The sequence below is a fragment of the Dyella flagellata genome (assembly GCF_030160275.1).
GTDB lineage: Bacteria > Pseudomonadota > Gammaproteobacteria > Xanthomonadales > Rhodanobacteraceae > Dyella_B > Dyella_B flagellata.
Genome location: NZ_BSOA01000020.1, coordinates 29,464 through 46,170, shown reverse-complemented (window position 1 = coordinate 46,170; position 16,707 = coordinate 29,464). Strand labels below are relative to the sequence as shown.

The 16,707-nt window shown below is 63.5% G+C and carries 15 protein-coding genes; 7 read left to right on the top strand and 8 right to left on the bottom strand.

The window, feature by feature from the left end:
* The first annotated feature begins 113 nt into the window (after positions 1-113).
* On the top strand, positions 114-1,244 hold the full coding sequence (locus QQJ96_RS11635; protein ID WP_284332169.1) for a serine hydrolase domain-containing protein: 1,131 nt from the start codon (positions 114-116) through the stop codon (positions 1,242-1,244).
* Positions 1,245-1,610: 366 nt separating this feature from the next.
* Positions 1,611-1,988, top strand: a complete 378-nt coding sequence (locus QQJ96_RS11630) for a hypothetical protein (protein ID WP_284332168.1) — start codon at positions 1,611-1,613, stop codon at positions 1,986-1,988.
* 114 nt (positions 1,989-2,102) lie between these two features.
* Here QQJ96_RS11630 and QQJ96_RS11625 read toward each other — a convergent pair whose 3' ends face one another.
* Complete coding sequence (locus tag QQJ96_RS11625; protein WP_284332167.1) at positions 2,103-2,750, bottom strand: response regulator transcription factor; 648 nt, start codon at positions 2,748-2,750, stop codon at positions 2,103-2,105.
* 187 nt (positions 2,751-2,937) lie between these two features.
* On the opposite strand from QQJ96_RS11625, the gene QQJ96_RS11620 reads away from it, so the two are divergent.
* The 3 genes from QQJ96_RS11620 to QQJ96_RS11610 all read left to right on the top strand — a co-directional run bounded on the left by QQJ96_RS11620 (position 2,938) and on the right by QQJ96_RS11610 (position 5,878).
* Positions 2,938-4,683, top strand: coding sequence for a 3-hydroxybutyrate oligomer hydrolase family protein (locus QQJ96_RS11620; protein WP_284332166.1), 1,746 nt, complete (start codon positions 2,938-2,940; stop codon positions 4,681-4,683).
* A 98-nt stretch (positions 4,684-4,781) separates the two neighbouring features.
* Entirely contained in the window at positions 4,782-5,291 is a 510-nt protein-coding gene (locus tag QQJ96_RS11615; RefSeq protein WP_284332165.1) for a peptidylprolyl isomerase, read from the top strand.
* A gap of 155 nt (positions 5,292-5,446) precedes the next feature.
* A complete protein-coding gene (locus tag QQJ96_RS11610) occupies positions 5,447-5,878 on the top strand; it encodes a YidB family protein (protein ID WP_284332164.1) in 432 nt (143 codons plus the stop codon).
* A gap of 75 nt (positions 5,879-5,953) precedes the next feature.
* Here QQJ96_RS11610 and QQJ96_RS11605 read toward each other — a convergent pair whose 3' ends face one another.
* Entirely contained in the window at positions 5,954-6,208 is a 255-nt protein-coding gene (locus QQJ96_RS11605) for a GlsB/YeaQ/YmgE family stress response membrane protein (RefSeq protein WP_284332163.1), read from the bottom strand.
* A 192-nt stretch (positions 6,209-6,400) separates the two neighbouring features.
* On the opposite strand from QQJ96_RS11605, the gene QQJ96_RS11600 reads away from it, so the two are divergent.
* Positions 6,401-7,600: a pyridoxal phosphate-dependent aminotransferase gene (locus QQJ96_RS11600; protein ID WP_284332162.1), complete on the top strand. Its 1,200-nt coding sequence runs from the start codon at positions 6,401-6,403 to the stop codon at positions 7,598-7,600.
* Between the two features lie 67 nt (positions 7,601-7,667).
* Entirely contained in the window at positions 7,668-8,654 is a 987-nt protein-coding gene (locus QQJ96_RS11595) for a malate dehydrogenase (protein WP_284332161.1), read from the top strand.
* A gap of 135 nt (positions 8,655-8,789) precedes the next feature.
* On the opposite strand, the gene QQJ96_RS11590 is transcribed toward QQJ96_RS11595, so the two are convergent.
* The 6 genes from QQJ96_RS11590 to phoB all read right to left on the bottom strand — a co-directional run bounded on the left by QQJ96_RS11590 (position 8,790) and on the right by phoB (position 16,549).
* A complete protein-coding gene (locus QQJ96_RS11590; protein WP_284332160.1) occupies positions 8,790-9,512 on the bottom strand; it encodes a UDP-2,3-diacylglucosamine diphosphatase in 723 nt (240 codons plus the stop codon).
* A complete protein-coding gene (locus QQJ96_RS11585; protein WP_284332159.1) occupies positions 9,509-10,195 on the bottom strand; it encodes a peptidylprolyl isomerase in 687 nt (228 codons plus the stop codon). Before QQJ96_RS11585 ends, QQJ96_RS11590 begins: the two co-directional genes overlap by 4 nt.
* Positions 10,196-10,345: 150 nt before the next feature.
* Positions 10,346-11,845 carry a Ppx/GppA phosphatase family protein gene (locus QQJ96_RS11580; protein ID WP_404649034.1) on the bottom strand — a complete coding sequence of 500 codons (1,500 nt, stop codon included), beginning with the start codon at positions 11,843-11,845 and terminating at the stop codon, positions 10,346-10,348.
* 143 nt (positions 11,846-11,988) lie between these two features.
* A complete protein-coding gene (gene ppk1 / locus QQJ96_RS11575) occupies positions 11,989-14,148 on the bottom strand; it encodes a polyphosphate kinase 1 (RefSeq protein WP_284332253.1) in 2,160 nt (719 codons plus the stop codon).
* 405 nt (positions 14,149-14,553) lie between these two features.
* Complete coding sequence (gene phoR / locus QQJ96_RS11570; protein ID WP_404649524.1) at positions 14,554-15,846, bottom strand: phosphate regulon sensor histidine kinase PhoR; 1,293 nt, start codon at positions 15,844-15,846, stop codon at positions 14,554-14,556.
* A gap of 13 nt (positions 15,847-15,859) precedes the next feature.
* Positions 15,860-16,549, bottom strand: a complete 690-nt coding sequence (phoB, locus tag QQJ96_RS11565) for a phosphate regulon transcriptional regulator PhoB (protein ID WP_188792565.1) — start codon at positions 16,547-16,549, stop codon at positions 15,860-15,862.
* Between the last annotated feature and the right edge of the window lie 158 nt (positions 16,550-16,707).

Genomic DNA, 16,707 nt, shown 5'->3' with positions numbered 1-16,707 from the left:
TTCCGGCACATGTGCCGCATGGTCAACGCCTATTTCATAAGGAAGGCCAAACGATTCCACGTTTGGCAAACAGCAAAGGGATTTAAACCATGTCAAAGGTCACATTCGCTGTCGTGTTTGCTCTTTCGATGGCGGTTTTCCACGCGAACGCGGTGGCTTCCACGGTACGGCCCGACGAAGTCGATCGCGTCGTGAATCAATATATGGCGGCGCGGAAGATTCCCGGCGCCTCCGTGGCCATCATCAAGGATGGCAAGCTGGTCAAGGAGTCCAGCTATGGGTTGGCCAACGTCGAGTTGGGAGTGCCGGTCAATCACAACACGCTGTTTACGCTCGCTTCGACCACCAAGGAATTCACTGCCGTCGCGATCATGAGCCTGGTTGAAGAGGGCAAGCTATCGCTGGACACACCCATACGCCACTATCTGCCGGAGCTTCCCGCCAGTTGGGGCGCAGTAACGATCCGCCATTGTCTGTCGCATACCTCGGGACTGCCCGACGGCGATGCGCCCGATGATGTAAATGTCACGCCATTGGCGGGCACACAAGCCGATTTAATGAAGCTGCTGGTCACCCGCCCGGTAGGCGAGCCAGGCGTGAAAACGGTCTACAACCAGACCGAGTTCATGTTGCTCGCCGATGTGATCGAGCGCGTGACTGGTAAACCTTATAAGACATTTATCGAGGACCGGCTGCTGAAACCGCTGGGCATTGCCAGCATGCGCTGGGGCGATGCCTGGGAAGTGATCCCCGGACGAGCCTCGCTTTATACTGCGGTGGAACCAACCTCTGATCGATTGAAGCTGCAGCTTGACGCAAAAGGTGAGCCGGTGATGTCCAAGTCGGGCATCCATGTCTTCGGATCGAAGGCGGTGCCCGAGTGGCTGACGCCTGCCGCAGGGCTTAATGGAAATATTGACGCCATGGTGCGCTGGGAGTCCGCACTCTGGGGCGGAAAGGTCATCAGGCCGGAAACCTTGGCGCTGATGAGCACTCCGTACAAATTGCGTGACGAATCGGCGGGGGATTTTGGGTTGGCGTTCGTGCCCTATCCGCTGCCAGGGACGGGGGAACCCAGCGTATCCTCGGGCGGTGGCGCGGCGGTGTGGATCACCACGCTGCCCAAGAGCCATCTTACGGCCATCGTGCTGACCAATCTTCAGGGCTGTTCGCCTCCGGCCCTGACGGCGCAGGTGCTGCGGGCGTACCGGCAGCAATCCTTGGCTTCCGGTGGAAAGCCGTAGCCTTTGGGTGAACCAGGGCGGACCCCGATGCGAGAAAGATTTGTGTTGGGGCTCGCCACGCTCAAGCCCATGCCGCCGAATGCCGATCTCAGCTTTCCGCGCGGCATCCTGCTGCCGGGATTTGTATCCGATCTGCCGATTGAGCCCCGCTTCCTGCTTAGGTCGTGCCAAAGCAAGCTGGCTGCCCACGGCCAAAATAATGGCTGCATGAGCTTTTATCCCGCGTGCGTGCGGGTTGCGGTAGTGCTACCGTGGTTTCCGACAGGGTTTGCCGGCGGCCCTATTTCCCGAGTCCCGGTAAGCCCGTCAGATGGCCAGCAAGGATCGCCCGGGTTGCGTCTGCTTTGATCAGTACGAGGGGCCGGCATGGGACACGACAAATCACGTTCAGGCGTTTCAGTCGGTGATGTGAACTGGAACGATCCACGGCTGAGTGATCTGCTGCACAAGGTCGACAGCTGGAATATAGAGCAGCGCAACCAGTTGCCAGGAGAGGACGTCGAGATCCGACTTGTCAGTGGGTGGAATGCTGGCGCCGTCAGCAAACCGGCCGTGCTGATTTCCGAACTCGACGAAGTCATGGTGCTGGCTACCCGGTTCCCGCTACCGCACGGCGAGGAAGTACAGATCAGCAAGCATGCTGACGTACGCTGGGCTGTGGTGGTCCAGGAGCGTGAAGGCAATCGCGCAGGAGATCGGGAGCAGGGGCTGTTCGTGAACTGGTTGCGTGTTCGTATCCGATGATTCGTCAGCGCGTAGGCTGGGATGATAATCCCGGCTTTCTACGCGGCATTCCGATGCTGGGATTGTCATCCCAGCCTACGCGCAGCCAGACGTGCGACGAGCATGCGCAATAGATCAGGGCATCCCTAGATCCAGCATATGCAGTAACACGCCTGCCTGCGTTCGATTGCGAACTCCCAGCTTTTCAAAAATCGCCGTGGCGTGCGCTTTCACCGTGCGCTCCTGGATGCCCAGCCGATCGGCGATCTGCTTGTTGAGCAAACCCTCCGCCAGCAACGCCAGTACGCGGTATTGCTGCTCGGTCAAGCGGGCCAGACGGGCGGCGAGATCTGCGTCGGCTGGGCTGCTGGGCAGGGCGGCGACACTGCGAGCGAGTGCCGGCGGCAGCCAGCTGCCGCAATTGAATACGGTGGAAACCGCTGCGCTGATTTCGCCGGGATTGGCGCTCTTGGGTATGAAGCCGGCTGCGCCGTGATCGAGCACGCGCCGCACTACCGAAGGCTCATCGTGCGCCGAGACCACCAGTACCGCCACCGCCGGATATTGCCCGCGCAAGGCGGCGAGGCCCGAGAGCCCCTGGCTGCCGGGCATGTGCAAGTCCAGCAGTACCAGGTCGATATCCGGATCGCTAGCCAGCGCGTCCAGGGCACTTTGCAGATCGCAGGCCTCAAGCACGTCGCATTGTTCCAACTGCTCGCTGGCGGCTTGGCGCAGCGCGGCGCGGAACAAGGGATGGTCGTCGGCGATAAGGAGTCGCGGCATGCCACGGACCATAGCTGCGGCGGACGGTTACGTCGAGATGTAAAGCAAGGATGTTGTACTTTCGTACGATGGTCGGGTCGTACCGGCTTGCTATGGTGCGCGGATGACGATCCGAACTTCTCTGGCAGGTATCGCTGCGGTAGCCCTTTTCGCCTGCGCGACGCAGGTATTTGCGACGGAGCCTGCGATGCAAGGGAACGATTTCGTGCAAGGGGAAGTAAGCGTCACCACGCATCGCGAGCATGACGATCTGCTCAGCGCGGGCCTGGGACTGGAAGGTTTGAAGGGGCCGCTCGCACCGTTCGCGAACCCGGCGCAACCCACTGTGCAGGAATTGCGCCGGCGCGCGATCCAGACGAGCTGGAAGGGGATCGCCGATCTTGGACCACTAGGTGGCTATGGCAGCGTCTATGGGGTAGTACCCGAAGTGCCGGGACGCGAATACCAGGCCTTCGCCAAGATTCCCGGTGCGCGACAGCCGCATCGCGTGCTGGTGCAGGTACCGGATCACTTCGACCAGGCGCATCGCTGCCTGGTGGTCACGGCATCGTCCGGTTCGCGTGGCATTTACGGCGCGATTGCACTGGCCGGCGCTTGGGGTTTGCCGCGCGGTTGCGCGGTGGCGTACACCGACAAAGGCACCGGCTCCGGCTACTTCGATTATGCCGACGACAGCGGCGTTGCCTTGAACGGCGAGCGCGCCAAGCGCGGCACGGCGATGCTGGAATTCGAGCCGGCCGCGGCGAAGGGCGAGGGCATCGCCTTCAAGCATGCGCACTCGGGCGACAATCCGGAGGCCGATTGGGGCCGTCACGTATTGCAGGCAGCGCGGTTTGGCCTGGCCATGCTCGATCGCGCGTTTCCGGATAAGGCGCCGTTTACGCCGCAGAACACCAGGATCATCGCGACCGGTCTCTCTAATGGCGGCGGCGCAGTGCTGCAGGCCGCCGGGCGGGATGACCACCATTTGCTTGCCGGCGTGGTGGCGATCGAGCCGAACGTGCATACGCCGAATCATGGACGGGCGTTGTACGACTACGCCACTGAAGCGGCGATGTGGTTGCCGTGCGCCTTGATCGATGCGCGCTTTGCGTCCACGCCGTTTGCGCGTGATGCGCATGGCGCGCCACATGCCGCGTGGGTAGCGCGTTGCGCAAGTCTGCACGCGCAAGGCCTTTTGCAAGCGTCCACACTTGAACAGCAAGCCTCTGAAGCTTACGAGCATCTACGTAGCAGTGGCTGGAGCGATCAAGCGATGGCCACCGCGGCCTCGTCGACAGCGCTGGATTTGTGGCGTGTGATCGGCGCGGCGTATGCATCGGCGTATTTACGACGTGACGCGAACAGCATGCCGTGCGGCTATCACTATGCGGTCGTCGTCAACAGCAAGCCTGGCGTGGCCGACGAAGCCACGCGCCAGAGCTGGTGGGCGGATGCGGCGGGCATTCCACCCGGTAACGGCATCGGTTTGTTCGGCGACACGGATGAAGGCGCCGATCCCCAGCTTCCAGGCATCACCTGCCTGCGCAAGCTGTGGACCGGTAGCGATACCGATGCGCGAGCCTTGCACGCGTCAGTACAAGCTCTAGCGGTGAAGCTACCGCGCAAGGATCTGCCCCTGTGGGTGCTGCATGGCGCCGACGACGGCTTGCTGCCCACGGCGTTCACATCCGAGCCCTACGTAGCTTGGTTACACGCCGAAGGCCGGCAGCCGCTGTACTGGAAGCTGCCGCATGCGCAGCACTTCGATGCCTTCCTGGCCTTGCCGGGCTTCGGTGACCGGCATCTGCCCCTGTTGCCTTATGGGTATGCGGCGCTGGACCGGCTGTGGGCGCACCTCTTCCAAGGGCAAGCATGGCCCACCGGACTGCCGGTGCCGGCGGGTACGGAGCGAGGCGCCGGTCCGTTGCAAGCGAGCATGCTGGGCCTGTAGCCGAGGTCGCACCCATAAGACCGCTCTGGGGGTATTCTTGCGGGCTCGGCGCCCTGCCTTTGCGGACGCCTGTTCGTTCCATACCACAAGGATTACCCATGGCCATCAACGTCACGATCACCACCAACCGCGGCCCGATTCATCTGCGCCTGCACGACGACAAGACGCCGGTAACGGTGGCGAGCTTTGTCAACCTGGCGCGTCGCGGCTACTACGATGGCCTGTCGTTCCATCGCGTGATCGCCGATTTCATGATCCAGGGCGGCTGCCCGGAGGGCAGTGGCCGCGGCGGTCCGGGCTATCGCTTCGAAGATGAATTCCATGCTTCGCTGCGGCATGACAAGCCGGGCGTTCTGTCCATGGCCAATGCCGGCCCGCGCACCAACGGCAGCCAGTTCTTCATCACCCACGGCGCCACCCCCTGGCTGGACGGCAAGCACAGCGTGTTTGGCGAGGTGATCGGGGCCGAGGACCAGAAGGTGGTGGATGCGATCGCGCAGGGCGACAAGATCGAGAAGGTCACGGTGGAAGGCGACGTGGATGCGTTGCTGGCCGCGCAGTCCGAGCGCGTGAAGGAATGGAACGAGGTGCTTGACCAGCGCGGTTGAGCCGGGCGCTGATTTTCAGCTCGTTCGCAACTGACGCCTTCCTCGCCTGCGGGGGAGGCGCGAATCACGCGGTTTCACACCAGTGTTACCACGGTGTAGTCCAGGTCGACATAGAATCCCCAGGCTTTGGATTCTTTTCTCAAAGGAGAGCAGCCATGTCATTACTCGACAGCTTGGGCAGTTTGTTAGGTGGCAATCAGAGCGAGGGTGCCGGTTCGCTGGTTTCGGTGGCGGGACAGTTGATCCAACAGGCCGGCGGCGTGCAGGGCTTGGCCGATAAGCTGCAGCAGCATGGTCTGGGCGATGCGGTGCAGTCCTGGATCGGCACGGGGACGAATCAGGCCATCTCCGGGGACGAGCTCAACCAGGTGCTGCAGAAGACCGGCCTGGATTCGGTCGTCAACAATGCGGCCGGCAAGCTTGGCGTGGACCCTGGCCAGCTTATCGGGCAGCTGGCGCAAGTGTTGCCGCATGCGGTGGACCATGCCACGCCGGACGGCGAAGTGCCTGCGGGCGGCGCCGGCGGGTTCGATCTGTCGATGCTGGGCGGTTTGGCCGAAAAGCTGCTTGCGGCCAAGACGGCCTGAGCCGCAGCCGCCCAGCAAAAAGGCACGACGGGGCAAGCCGTCGTGCCTTTTTTGTGCCTGCAGGGAAGTGCCGCCTCAGTGCTGGATGAAGCGCAGCAGGTAGACCAGGATGATCGCGCCGAGGATCGACATCAGAAAGCCGGCCGTGTGGAATTTCTGGCCGGGTTCGGGCTTCTTGAACAGCGTGCCAATGAAGCCGCCGATGATCGAGCCCACGATGCCCACCGCGGTGGTCATGATGAACCCCATGTGCTCGGCTCCCGGCACGATCCAGCGTGCGATAAGGCCGACGATGAAACCGACGATGATGGACCAGATGATGTGGAACATGGACATCCCCTTGAGCCGTGGTTGATCGAGTGATACCCCTCCGCCCGGTCTTGCGGCGGCCCCGCGCCATCATGCCAGCCGAGGCCCTCGGAGCAATAGGAATTTTCCGGGCCGGTGGTGCCCCTCTCCGGGTGACGCACCGCCACATGCTAAAATCGCTGGGTTTGCTGCCCCGCCCCCAAGAGGAAAGCCATGCCCCAGCTCGCCCAGCGCGTCGGTCGCGCCAAACCCAGCGCGATCATGGTGATTGCCGAAACGGCTAAACAGCTCAAAGCTGCCGGCCGCGACATCATCAGTTTCTCCATCGGCGTGCCGAACTTCCTGCCGGGCGAGCATGTCTACGCGGCGGCACGCGACGCGCTATCGCATGACAGCGGCCAGTACGGCAGCAACCGCGGTTCGGATGCGTTGCTGGATGCCTTCCTCAAGCACATCGAGGCCTTGGGTTTCAGCGGCTATGGACGCCTGAACCTGTCGATCGGGATTGGCGCCAAGCAGGTGCTGTACAACCTGGCCGAGGCGCTGCTCAACGACGGCGACGAAATCTGTTTCGCCGCGCCTTACTGGACCACCTACCACGACATCGCCGACATCGTGGGTGCAAAGGCCAATGTGCTGCATTGCGGCCCCGAGCAGAACTACAAGCTCACGCCGCAGCAGTTGGAAACCGCGCTGGCGCGCAAGCCGAAGGTGTTCCTGTTCAACAATCCTTCCAACCCCACCGGCATGGTCTACACGCGCGAGGAAATCGCCGCGCTGGCCGACGTGCTGGTGCAGTATCCGGAAACCTGGATCGTCACCGACGACATCTACAACTCGATGGTGTTCGATGGCATTGGCTACCACAATTTCGTGTTCGCGCGGCCGGAGCTGCGCGATCGGCTAATCTTTGTCGATTCGGTGTCCAAGACGTACGGCATGCCGGGCTGGCGCGTCGGCCTGATCGCGGGGCCGGAAAACGTTGCCAAGGCGGTCACCACGCTCAACTCCAACCACATCACCAGCGTGCCGGAAGTGATCACCGCCGCGGCGGTTGCCGCTTTCAGCGGTCCGCAGGATGTGCCACTAGCCAAGTGCAAGGAATTTGCGGCCAAGCGCGATGTGGTGCTGGCGGCGCTGGCGAAGATTCCTGGTGTGGTGTGTCCGCGCCCGCAGGGGGCGTTCTATGCCTTCCCGGATATCTCGGTGGCGTTCGGCAAGAGCCACAACGGCACGCGCATCGAAACCGACGTGGATTTCTGCGCCGCGCTGTTGGGCGCCAAGGGCGTGGCTTGCGTGCCGGGCTCGGCTTTCGGCGAGCCGCGCGCCATGCGCATTTCCTATACCTGCCCCACGGCGCAGCTCGAACCGGGACTGGCACGCATCGCCGAGTTTTTCGCCGAGTTGACTTGATCTCTCTACGGCCCGCATCGTCAGGATGCGGGCTTTGTCGTTTTATGCACCTGAAGGAGTTGCCACGATGAAAGCCCCCGTTCGTGTTGCCGTGACCGGCGCCGCCGGCCAGATCGGTTATGCCCTGCTGTTCCGTATCGCCGCCGGCGACATGCTCGGCCCGGATCAGCCGGTGATCCTCAATCTGCTCGAAATCACGCCAGCGCTGCCAGCGCTGCAAGGCGTGGTGATGGAACTCAACGATTGCGCGTTCCCGCTGCTGGCCGGCGTTGTCGCCACCGATGACGTGAACGTAGCCTTCAAGGACGTGGACTATGCGCTGCTGGTCGGCGCTCGCCCGCGTGGTCCGGGCATGGAGCGCAAGGACCTGCTGGAGGCCAATGGCGCCATCTTCGCGCCGCAGGGCAAGGCGCTGAATGATCACGCCAAGCGCGACGTGCGCGTGCTGGTGGTTGGCAACCCAGCCAACACCAATTCGCTGATCGCCCAGCAGAACGCTCCCGACCTCGATCCGAAGTGCTTCACCGCGATGGTGCGCCTGGATCACAACCGCGCGCTGTCGCAGCTGGCCGAGAAGACCGGCAAGCACACCACCGACATCAAGAAGGTCACCATCTGGGGCAACCACAGCTCCACCCAGTATCCGGACCTGCATCATGCGACCGTGGACGGCAAGCCGGCGCTCAGCCTGGTCGACCAGGCATGGTACGAGAAAGACTTCATCCCCACCGTGCAGCAGCGCGGCGCGGCCATCATCAAGGCACGCGGTGCTTCCTCGGCCGCTTCGGCCGCTTCGGCCGCGATCGACCACATGCGCAGTTGGGCGCTGGGCACGGCGGAAGGCGACTGGGTCTCGATGGGTATCCCGTCCGATGGTTCCTATGGCATCCAGCCGGGCGTGATCTACGGTTACCCGGTGACGGTGAAGGGCGGCAAGTACGAGATCGTGCAGGGTCTGGAAATCAACGATTTCTCGCGCGCACGCATGGATGCCACCGACAAGGAACTGCGTGAAGAGCGCGCTGGTGTCGAGCATCTGTTTGCGAAGAAGTAAGCTGCTTTCTTCGATATGAAGCAAACGGCCATCCAAAGCGGATGGCCGTTTTTGTTTGCGCGATTGGTAGGCTGGGATGACAATCCCAGCTTCCCATGCGGCTTCCGGGTGCTGGGATTGTCATCCCAGCCTACGTTATTGGACCGCGCGCAACTCGCGAGCTTCCGGCGTTACCCGCAGCACCGACCCCTGCTCGTACCAATCCCCCAGCACGATGCGTTCGGCCGGCAGGCCGTTCAGTTCAAAGCGATGGATGGCGGGGCGATGCGTATGCCCGTGAATCAGGTGCGTCACGCCCGCGTCGCGCATGCTTTGCGCCACGGTATCGGCGTTGACGTCCATGATGGTTTCCTGGGTGGTGCTGGTATGCGCGCGACTTTCCGCGCGTGCCTTGGACGCAAGTGCACGGCGCGCATCCAGCGGCATGGCCAGAACCTGCGTCTTCCATGCGGGTGTCCGCACCTGGCGGCGGAATGCCTGGTAGGCCAGGTCGTCGGTGCACAGTACGTCGCCATGCATCAGCAGGGTGGGCGTGCCGTAGAGGTCGTGTACGGCACCGTCCTCGATCAGGGTTAAGCCGGCGCGCGCGGCGAATGCTTCGCCGAGCAGGAAGTCGCGATTGCCAGCCATGAAGTACACCGGCACGCCGGCATCACGCAGTGTGCTGGTGGCGTGGGCAATGCGCTGTGGAAGTTCCGCATCGTCGTCGTCGCCCACCCAAGCCTCGACCAGGTCGCCAAGGATATACAGCGCATCGGCACGACGGACTTCGTCGCTGGCGAGATAGTGTTCGAACAGCTGGGTGATGTGCGGGCGGCTGTCGTCCAGGTGCAGGTCGGAAATGAACAGCGTGCTCATTTCGACTTGCGCGGCGTGGTCGCGGGTTTCGCGGGGGAAGCGGGCGCGGCTGGCGCGACGGGGGCTTCTTCGCCGATCACGTTCACGCTTTGGATCACTACCAATGGCGTGGGTACGTCGGCGGCGAAGGGGCCCTGTGCATGGGTAGGCAGGGCGGCGATCTTGTCCACCACGTCCAGGCCCTTGATCACTTTGCCGAACACCGTGTAGCCCCAGGTGAGGCCGGTCTGGTTGCCGACGTAGTCCAGGCGGCGGTCATCCACCAGGTTGACGAAGAACTGCGAGGTGCCCGAGTTCGGGTCGGCACCGCGGGCAACGGCAACAGTGCCGCGCAGGTTGGACAGGCCGTTGTCCGCTTCGCTGGGCACCGGCGAATGGGTCCGGCGCGGTTGCAGCTCGGCGGTGTACAGGCCGCCTTGAATGAGATAGCCGGGAATCACGCGATGGAACACGGTGCCGGCATAAAAACCTTCGTGCACGTAGCGCAGGAAGTTCGCCACGCTTTTGGGCGATTTGTCCGCATACAACTCCAGCGTGATGTCGCCGGCCGAGGTGTGCACGATCACTTGCGGATTGGCGGCCGCCGATGCCGGTTGAGCTGGCGTGGTAGGCGATTTGGACGTCTGCGCTACGCCGAGCGGGGCGGCAAGCAGGAGCAGGGCGGTCAGCAGGTACTTGGGCATGATTAGGGGCGGTACGGCTGAAGTATCCGCGCATGATACGCGTGGCAGGGGGCACGGAGTAGGCTGGGATGGCAATCCCAGCTTTCCCTGCGGCGTGTTGAAGCTGGGATTGTCATGCCGGCCTACGCGGTTGCAACGCTTGCCCTTCCGTCATTGCGTTCCGATCGAGAGCACCAGCCCCAGCTCCGCCATTGGCGTAATTTCCTGTTCCAGATCCGCCTGCGTCAGCGGATGCTGCTCCAGCCATGGAGCGGGCAGCTGCAGCCCCAGGCGCTGGGCGGTGGCCGCCAGACGTAACGGGGGGAGCGATTCGGGGCGGCGCGCGCGACGGAACAGCACCGCCAGGCGCAGCAGGGCGGTGATGTATTTGGCGAGCTGGCGATAGCGCTGCGGGAGGGTGGAGAAGGCCGTCTTATCCGGCTTGCGGCGATGTGCCTGCACGATGTTGGCAAGCAGCTGCTGCTCCTGCTTGGAGAAGCCGGCCAAGTCGGCGTTGCGCAGGATGTAGGCGCCGTGTTGGTGGTGCTGGCTGTGCGCAATGGCCAGGCCGATTTCATGCACGCGTGCAGCCCACGACAGCCACTCGCGTTCCTCGCCGTCCAGCTTCCAAGTCGTGGCGACCTGGTCGAACAGCATCAGCGCGGTGGATTCCACGCGGCGCGCCTGTGCGCGGTCCACACCGTAGCGGTTGGCCAGCGCGTCGATGCTGGACGTACGCGGGTCGGTACCGCCAGCGCGGCCGAGCAGGTCCCACAACAGACCTTCGCGCATCGAGCTTTCGCATACTTGCAGGCGCTCAATGCCGAGCGCGGCGAAGGCCGCTTCGAAGATCACCACGGCGCCGGCAAACACCGGCGCGCGATCTTCCGAAAGACCAGGCAGCTTAAGCGTACTGATCTGGCCTTGTTCGAGCACCGCATCGCGCAACATGGCCAGCGACGAGGGGGTGACGCCATGGTCGGAAAGCTTCATGGCCTGCACCACGGCGCCGATCGCCTTGGCGCTGCCGGAAGAGCCAACGGCATCGGTCCAGCCCGCTTCCAGGTACTCCTCCGAGAACTGCTGCAGCAATACGCCGATTTCGCCGCGTGCCCGCTGCCAGCGCTTGCGGGTGAGCTTGCCGCCGGGGAAAAAGCGCTGTGTGCTGGCGATACAGCCTACCTGCACGCTTTCCGTGTGCAGCGGGGCGAGGCCGCGGCCAATGATGAATTCGGTACTGCCGCCGCCGATGTCGATCACCAGGCGGGGCTCACGCGAGGTGGGCAAGTCGTGTGCCACGCCCAGGAAGATCAGGCGGCCTTCCTCGCGGCCGGACACCACTTCCACCGGGTGGCCGAGCGCAGCTTCGGCCGTGGTGAGGAAAGCTTGTGGCGAAGCGAGGCGGCGCACCGTGTTGGTGGCTACCGCGCGCACGCGGGCGGTAGGAATGCCGGCGATGCGCTGGCCGAAGCGGGCCAAGCAATTGAGGGCGCGCGCGCGATGCTCGGCATCCAGCGTGCCGTCGGCACGCAAGCCGGCGGCCATGCGCACTGTTTCACGCAGGCGGTCGATCACCCGCGGCTCGCCGTGCTCCATGCGTGCCACCACCATGTGGAAACTGTTTGAGCCTATGTCGACGGCGGCCATCAGTTCGCCGTCCTTGATCTGCATCTGGTCACCGAGGCTCACGCGGGACTCCTGTTCGGGCTGCGCGCAATTCTCGCATGTATCCGCCAAGCATGTAGGCTGGGATGACAATCCCAGCACTGCCATGCTTGCCACATCGCGATGCCGGGATTGTCATCCCAGCATCCCTAGCCTTCTTCACGCAGCGTGGTGGGCAACTGCGCACGAGCGGGCGCGGTGGTGGTCGCATTGCACAGCTTGGCGAGCAAAGTTTCCTGCGCCGAATAAGGCGGGGCCTCGCCCGGCATGGCGCGCGTATATTGCCCATGGCTATCCAGCAGCCATGCGTGGGTGTTGTCGGCAAGGTAGTTGGCCAGCGTTTCATCGTAAACGCGCGCCGCGAGCTGCGGATCGAGGATGGGAAAGGCGACCTCGATGCGACGCATCAGGTTGCGCTCCATCCAGTCCGCGCTGGCACAGTAGATTTCCGGCTCACCGTCGTTGGCGAACCAGTACACGCGGCTGTGTTCGAGGAAACGGCCCACGATCGAGCGTACGCGGATGCGTTCGGAAATGCCGGGCAAGCCCGGGCGCAACGTACACGCGCCACGGACGATCAAGTCGATCTCCACGCCGGCCTGCGCCGCCGCGTAGAGCGCCTCGATCACGTGTGACTCGTTCATGGCATTGAGCTTGGCGACGATCCGCGCCGGCTTGCCGTTGCGCGCATGCGTTGTTTCGCGATCGATTTTCTCCACCACGCTCTTGTACAGCGTGAAGGGCGAATGCAGCAGGCGCTTCAAGTTAATGACCGGGCCCAGTCCAGACAGCTGCTGGAAGATCTTGTGCAGGTCTTCGCCGAATTCCGGGTTGGCCGTCATCAGGCCGATGTCGGTGTACAGGCGGCTGTTGGTCTGGTGATAGTTGCCGGTGGACAGATGCACGTAGCGGCGCAGATGGCCGTTCTCGCGGCGCACGATCAGCATCATCTTGGCGTGCGTCTTGAAGCCCACCACGCCGTACACCACCTGTACGCCCGCTTCTTGCAGGCGCGTAGCGAACCGGATGTTGGCTTCCTCGTCGAAGCGAGCGCGCAATTCGATCACCACGGTGACATCCTTGCCGTTGCGGGCCGCTTCCACCAGCAGATCCACCAGCGGGGTGTCCTTGCCGGCGCGGTACAGCGTCTGCTTGATCGCCAGCACGTCCGGATCCTGCACCGCTTCGCGCAACAGATCGACCACGGCATTGAATGATTCGTACGGGTGGTGCAGCAAGATGTCGCGCTGGCCCAGCACGTCGAAGATCTTGCGCCCGTTACCCAGCGCGATGGGCAGGGCGGAAGTGAAGCGCGGGAACTTCAGCGCGGGACGGTCGAGTTCGTCGTAGACCATGCCGGCGCGGATGATGTTGACCGGGCCGTTGCAACGGTAGACGTCGGTTTCTTCCAGTTCGAAGTTGCTGATCAGCATCGACACGATCGAAGGTGGGCAGTCGGCGCCGATCTCCAGTCGCACCGGACGGGCATAACCGCGGCCGTGCAGTTCTTCCGCCAGCGCGCGTGCCAGGTTGTCGACCTCTTCCTCTTCGACGATCAGCTCGCTGTTGCGGGTGACCCGGAACTGGTAGGAGCCGGCGACCTTGAAGCCGGGGAACATCATGTCGACGAAGGCTTGCAGCAATTCGGCGAGGAACACGAAGTGATCGCCGGCGCCGCATACCTCGTTGGGAATGCGGATGATGCGCGGCAGCGAGCGCGGTGCGCGCACCAGCGCGAGATGGCCTTCGTGGCCAAACGCGTCGCGGCCTTGCAGCACCACCGCGATGTTCAAGGTCTTGTTGAGGATACGCGGAAACGGATGCGCGGGGTCGAGTCCCAGCGGCGACAACACCGGCAGCACTTCGTTTTCGAAGTAGCCGTGCAGCCAGCGGCGCTGGCGCGGCGTCCATTGCTTGCGGGTGAGGAAATGGATGTTTTCGGCGACCAGCTCGGGGCCGAGTTCGTCCTGCCAGGTGGTGTATTGAGCGCTGACCAGGTCGAGCACACGCTCGCGGATGCGCGCCAGCAACTCGCCGGAAGGGATGCCGTCGGGGCCTGGTGCTGCCGAGCCGAACTGGTGATGGTGCTTGAGCATCGCCACGCGCACCTCGAAGAATTCGTCGAGGTTGTTGGCGACGATGCTGAGGTAGCGCAGGCGTTCCAGCAGGGGGATACTGGTGTCTCGCGCTTGCGCCAGGACCCGGAAATTGAACTCCAGGGTGGCCAGCTCGCGGCTCAGGTACAGCTCGGGCTGGTGCGTTTCGGCAACGGTAGGTTGGGTAGGTTGGGTAGCTTGACGGCGCGGCATCCGCACATTCTTACTCATGAACCGCCGCCACGCCTATGCGTTTGTAAGAAGCCGTTCAACGTTTTGTAATACGGCGCAATCGGTTGATGCCTAGGGATGCTCTGATCTATTCCACGTGCCCGGCATGACGTCCAGAAGGCCCGCAGGGCGTGCCCCGCGGCACAGGGCAGACTGGCCGTCTGTTCAAGCCGCGGGGCACGCCCTGCGGGCCTTCTGGACGTCACCCCGTCATTAAAATTCAAAAGGTTGGGGCCGCACTGTATGCGCGCCTCGCAGCGACCCAGCGTCTAGACAGACGGCCAGTCTGCCTTCGCCACTGGGTCGCTGCGAGGCGCGCATACAGTGCGGTGACGGGTACGTGGAATAGATCAGAGCATCCCTAGATGGGTGTCCCAGCCTGCGCGCTCAGCTTTCCAAGGAGCGGGACTCGTGGGTCTCCGGCGCCATCAGGCGCTCGCGGCCGAAGCAGCAGGTAAAGGTGGAGCCCTGGCCGGGCGTGCTGTGGATATCCAGGCGCGCCTGGTGCAAGCCGAGCACGTGCTTGACGATCGACAGCCCCAGGCCGGTGCCACCGCTGTCGCGCGAACGGCTGGAGGAGACGCGATAGAAGCGCTCGGTAAGGCGGGACAGGTGATCGGCCGGGATGCCGTAGCCGGTGTCGGTGACCGAATAGTTCGCGCCTTCGGCGCTGCGTTCCCAGCGGATGGTGATGCGTCCGCCGGTGGGCGTGTAGCGAACCGCGTTGCTGACCAGGTTGGACAGTGCGCTGTGCAGATCCTTCGGCGAGCCGAGCAGGTCGATGTTCGCCACGTTTTCCACGCTGATGCTGTGACGGCCCTGGCTCAACGCCTCGGCCTCCTTGCGCAGGGTGGCCAGCAGCGGCGCCATCGGTACGCGCTCTTCGCTGACGTGATCCTGCGTTTCCAGACGCGACAGGGTGAGCAGGTCTTCCACGATCTGGCCCATGCGCTTGGATTGGGCGCGCATTTCGTTCAGCACCGGCGCGAGGTGCGGCACGTCTTCCGGATCGAGCAGTTCGAGATAGCCGTGGATCACGGTCAGCGGGGTGCGCAATTCATGCGAGACGTTGGCGACGAAATCGCGACGAATCTGTTCCAGCCGCGACATGTGGCTGATGTCGCGCGCCAGCAGCAGGCGTTGGCGGGCGCCAAACGGCAGCAACGTCACGTTGATGTGGCGGCTGGGTGCGCCTGGTGCGCTCACGTCGTTGAGCGGTTCGGGCGAGGGCTCTTCCAGCCAGCCGGCCAGTTCGGAATTGTGCAGGCGTTCCTTGAGCACCACGCCGCGGTCCTGTGGGCGGCGCAAGCCGAGCAAGCTTTCCGCAGCATGGTTGAACCAGCGCACGTGCTGGTCCTGGTCGAGCAGCACGATCGCGTCCGGCAGGCTGCCTGCGGCACGGCGTAGATCATGCAGGTTGGCGGCTAGGCGTCGGGAGCGCATCATGAATCGATCATGCCGGGGGTCGGAGGTACCATCGGGGGACGTGGACGGTAAGCTCATGATGGGCTTAGCAATGTGACGCAAATGCGTCAGTAACAAGACAATCTCTGCTATAGCGACTAGCGCCACACCGGTCGTGACATGTCCGCCTGCGAACCAGCCGCCGAGCGCGCCCACGACCAGCCCCCCGGCTAGCGCGAGGGGGATTTTCCAGGCGCCTGCGACCGGGGTTTTCATAGCGGCGGTTGCCTCAAGGGCTGGCGGAGAAGCGATAGCCCGCGCCCCTGACCGTCTGCACCATGTCTTCCAGCTTCCACGGCTCGAGCGTCTTGCGCAGGCGACGGATATGCACGTCCACCGTGCGCTCTTCCACATACACGCTGCCGCCCCACACGTGGTCGAGCAATTGGGCGCGCGAGTAGACGCGTTCCGGGTGGGTCATGAAGAAGTACAGCAGGCGGTATTCGGTCGGGCCGATCGGTACCGGTTCGTCGCCCGCGAACACGCGGTGCGCGGGGCCATCGATGCGCAGGCGGCCCAGCTCGACCATGCCCGAGCCGTCATCGCCCTGGCTGCGGCGTAGCACGGCCTTGATACGGGCGATCAGTTCACGGGTGGAGAAGGGCTTTACGACGTAGTCGTCCACGCCCGCTTCCAGCCCGTTCACGCGGTCCATTTCCTCGCCGCGCGCGGTCAGCATGATGATCGGGATCTCGCGGCTGAGCTCTTCCTTGCGCAGGCGGCGGGCCAGGTCCAGGCCGCTGGTGCCCGGCAGCATCCAGTCGAGCAGGATCAGGTCCGGCACCTGTTCGGCGATGGACATCTGGGCCGTGCGCGCATCGGCGGCCTGCGCGGTATCCATCCCGGCTTTACGCAGGGCGAAGGCGACCATGTCGCGGATGGAAGCTTCGTCTTCAACAATCAGGATGCGTTTGTGCACGCTAAGGTCCGAATGGGGTGGCCTATGACGCAAATATTGCAGCGGTGAAATGTTACGCGGCAATGACAATGCGTGAAAACAATCGCTTGGCGCGTGATTCGGCTTACAAAAACCTGCGTTCCCTGCGCAGGCAGCGCGATTTTGACCCCTCCAGCCAG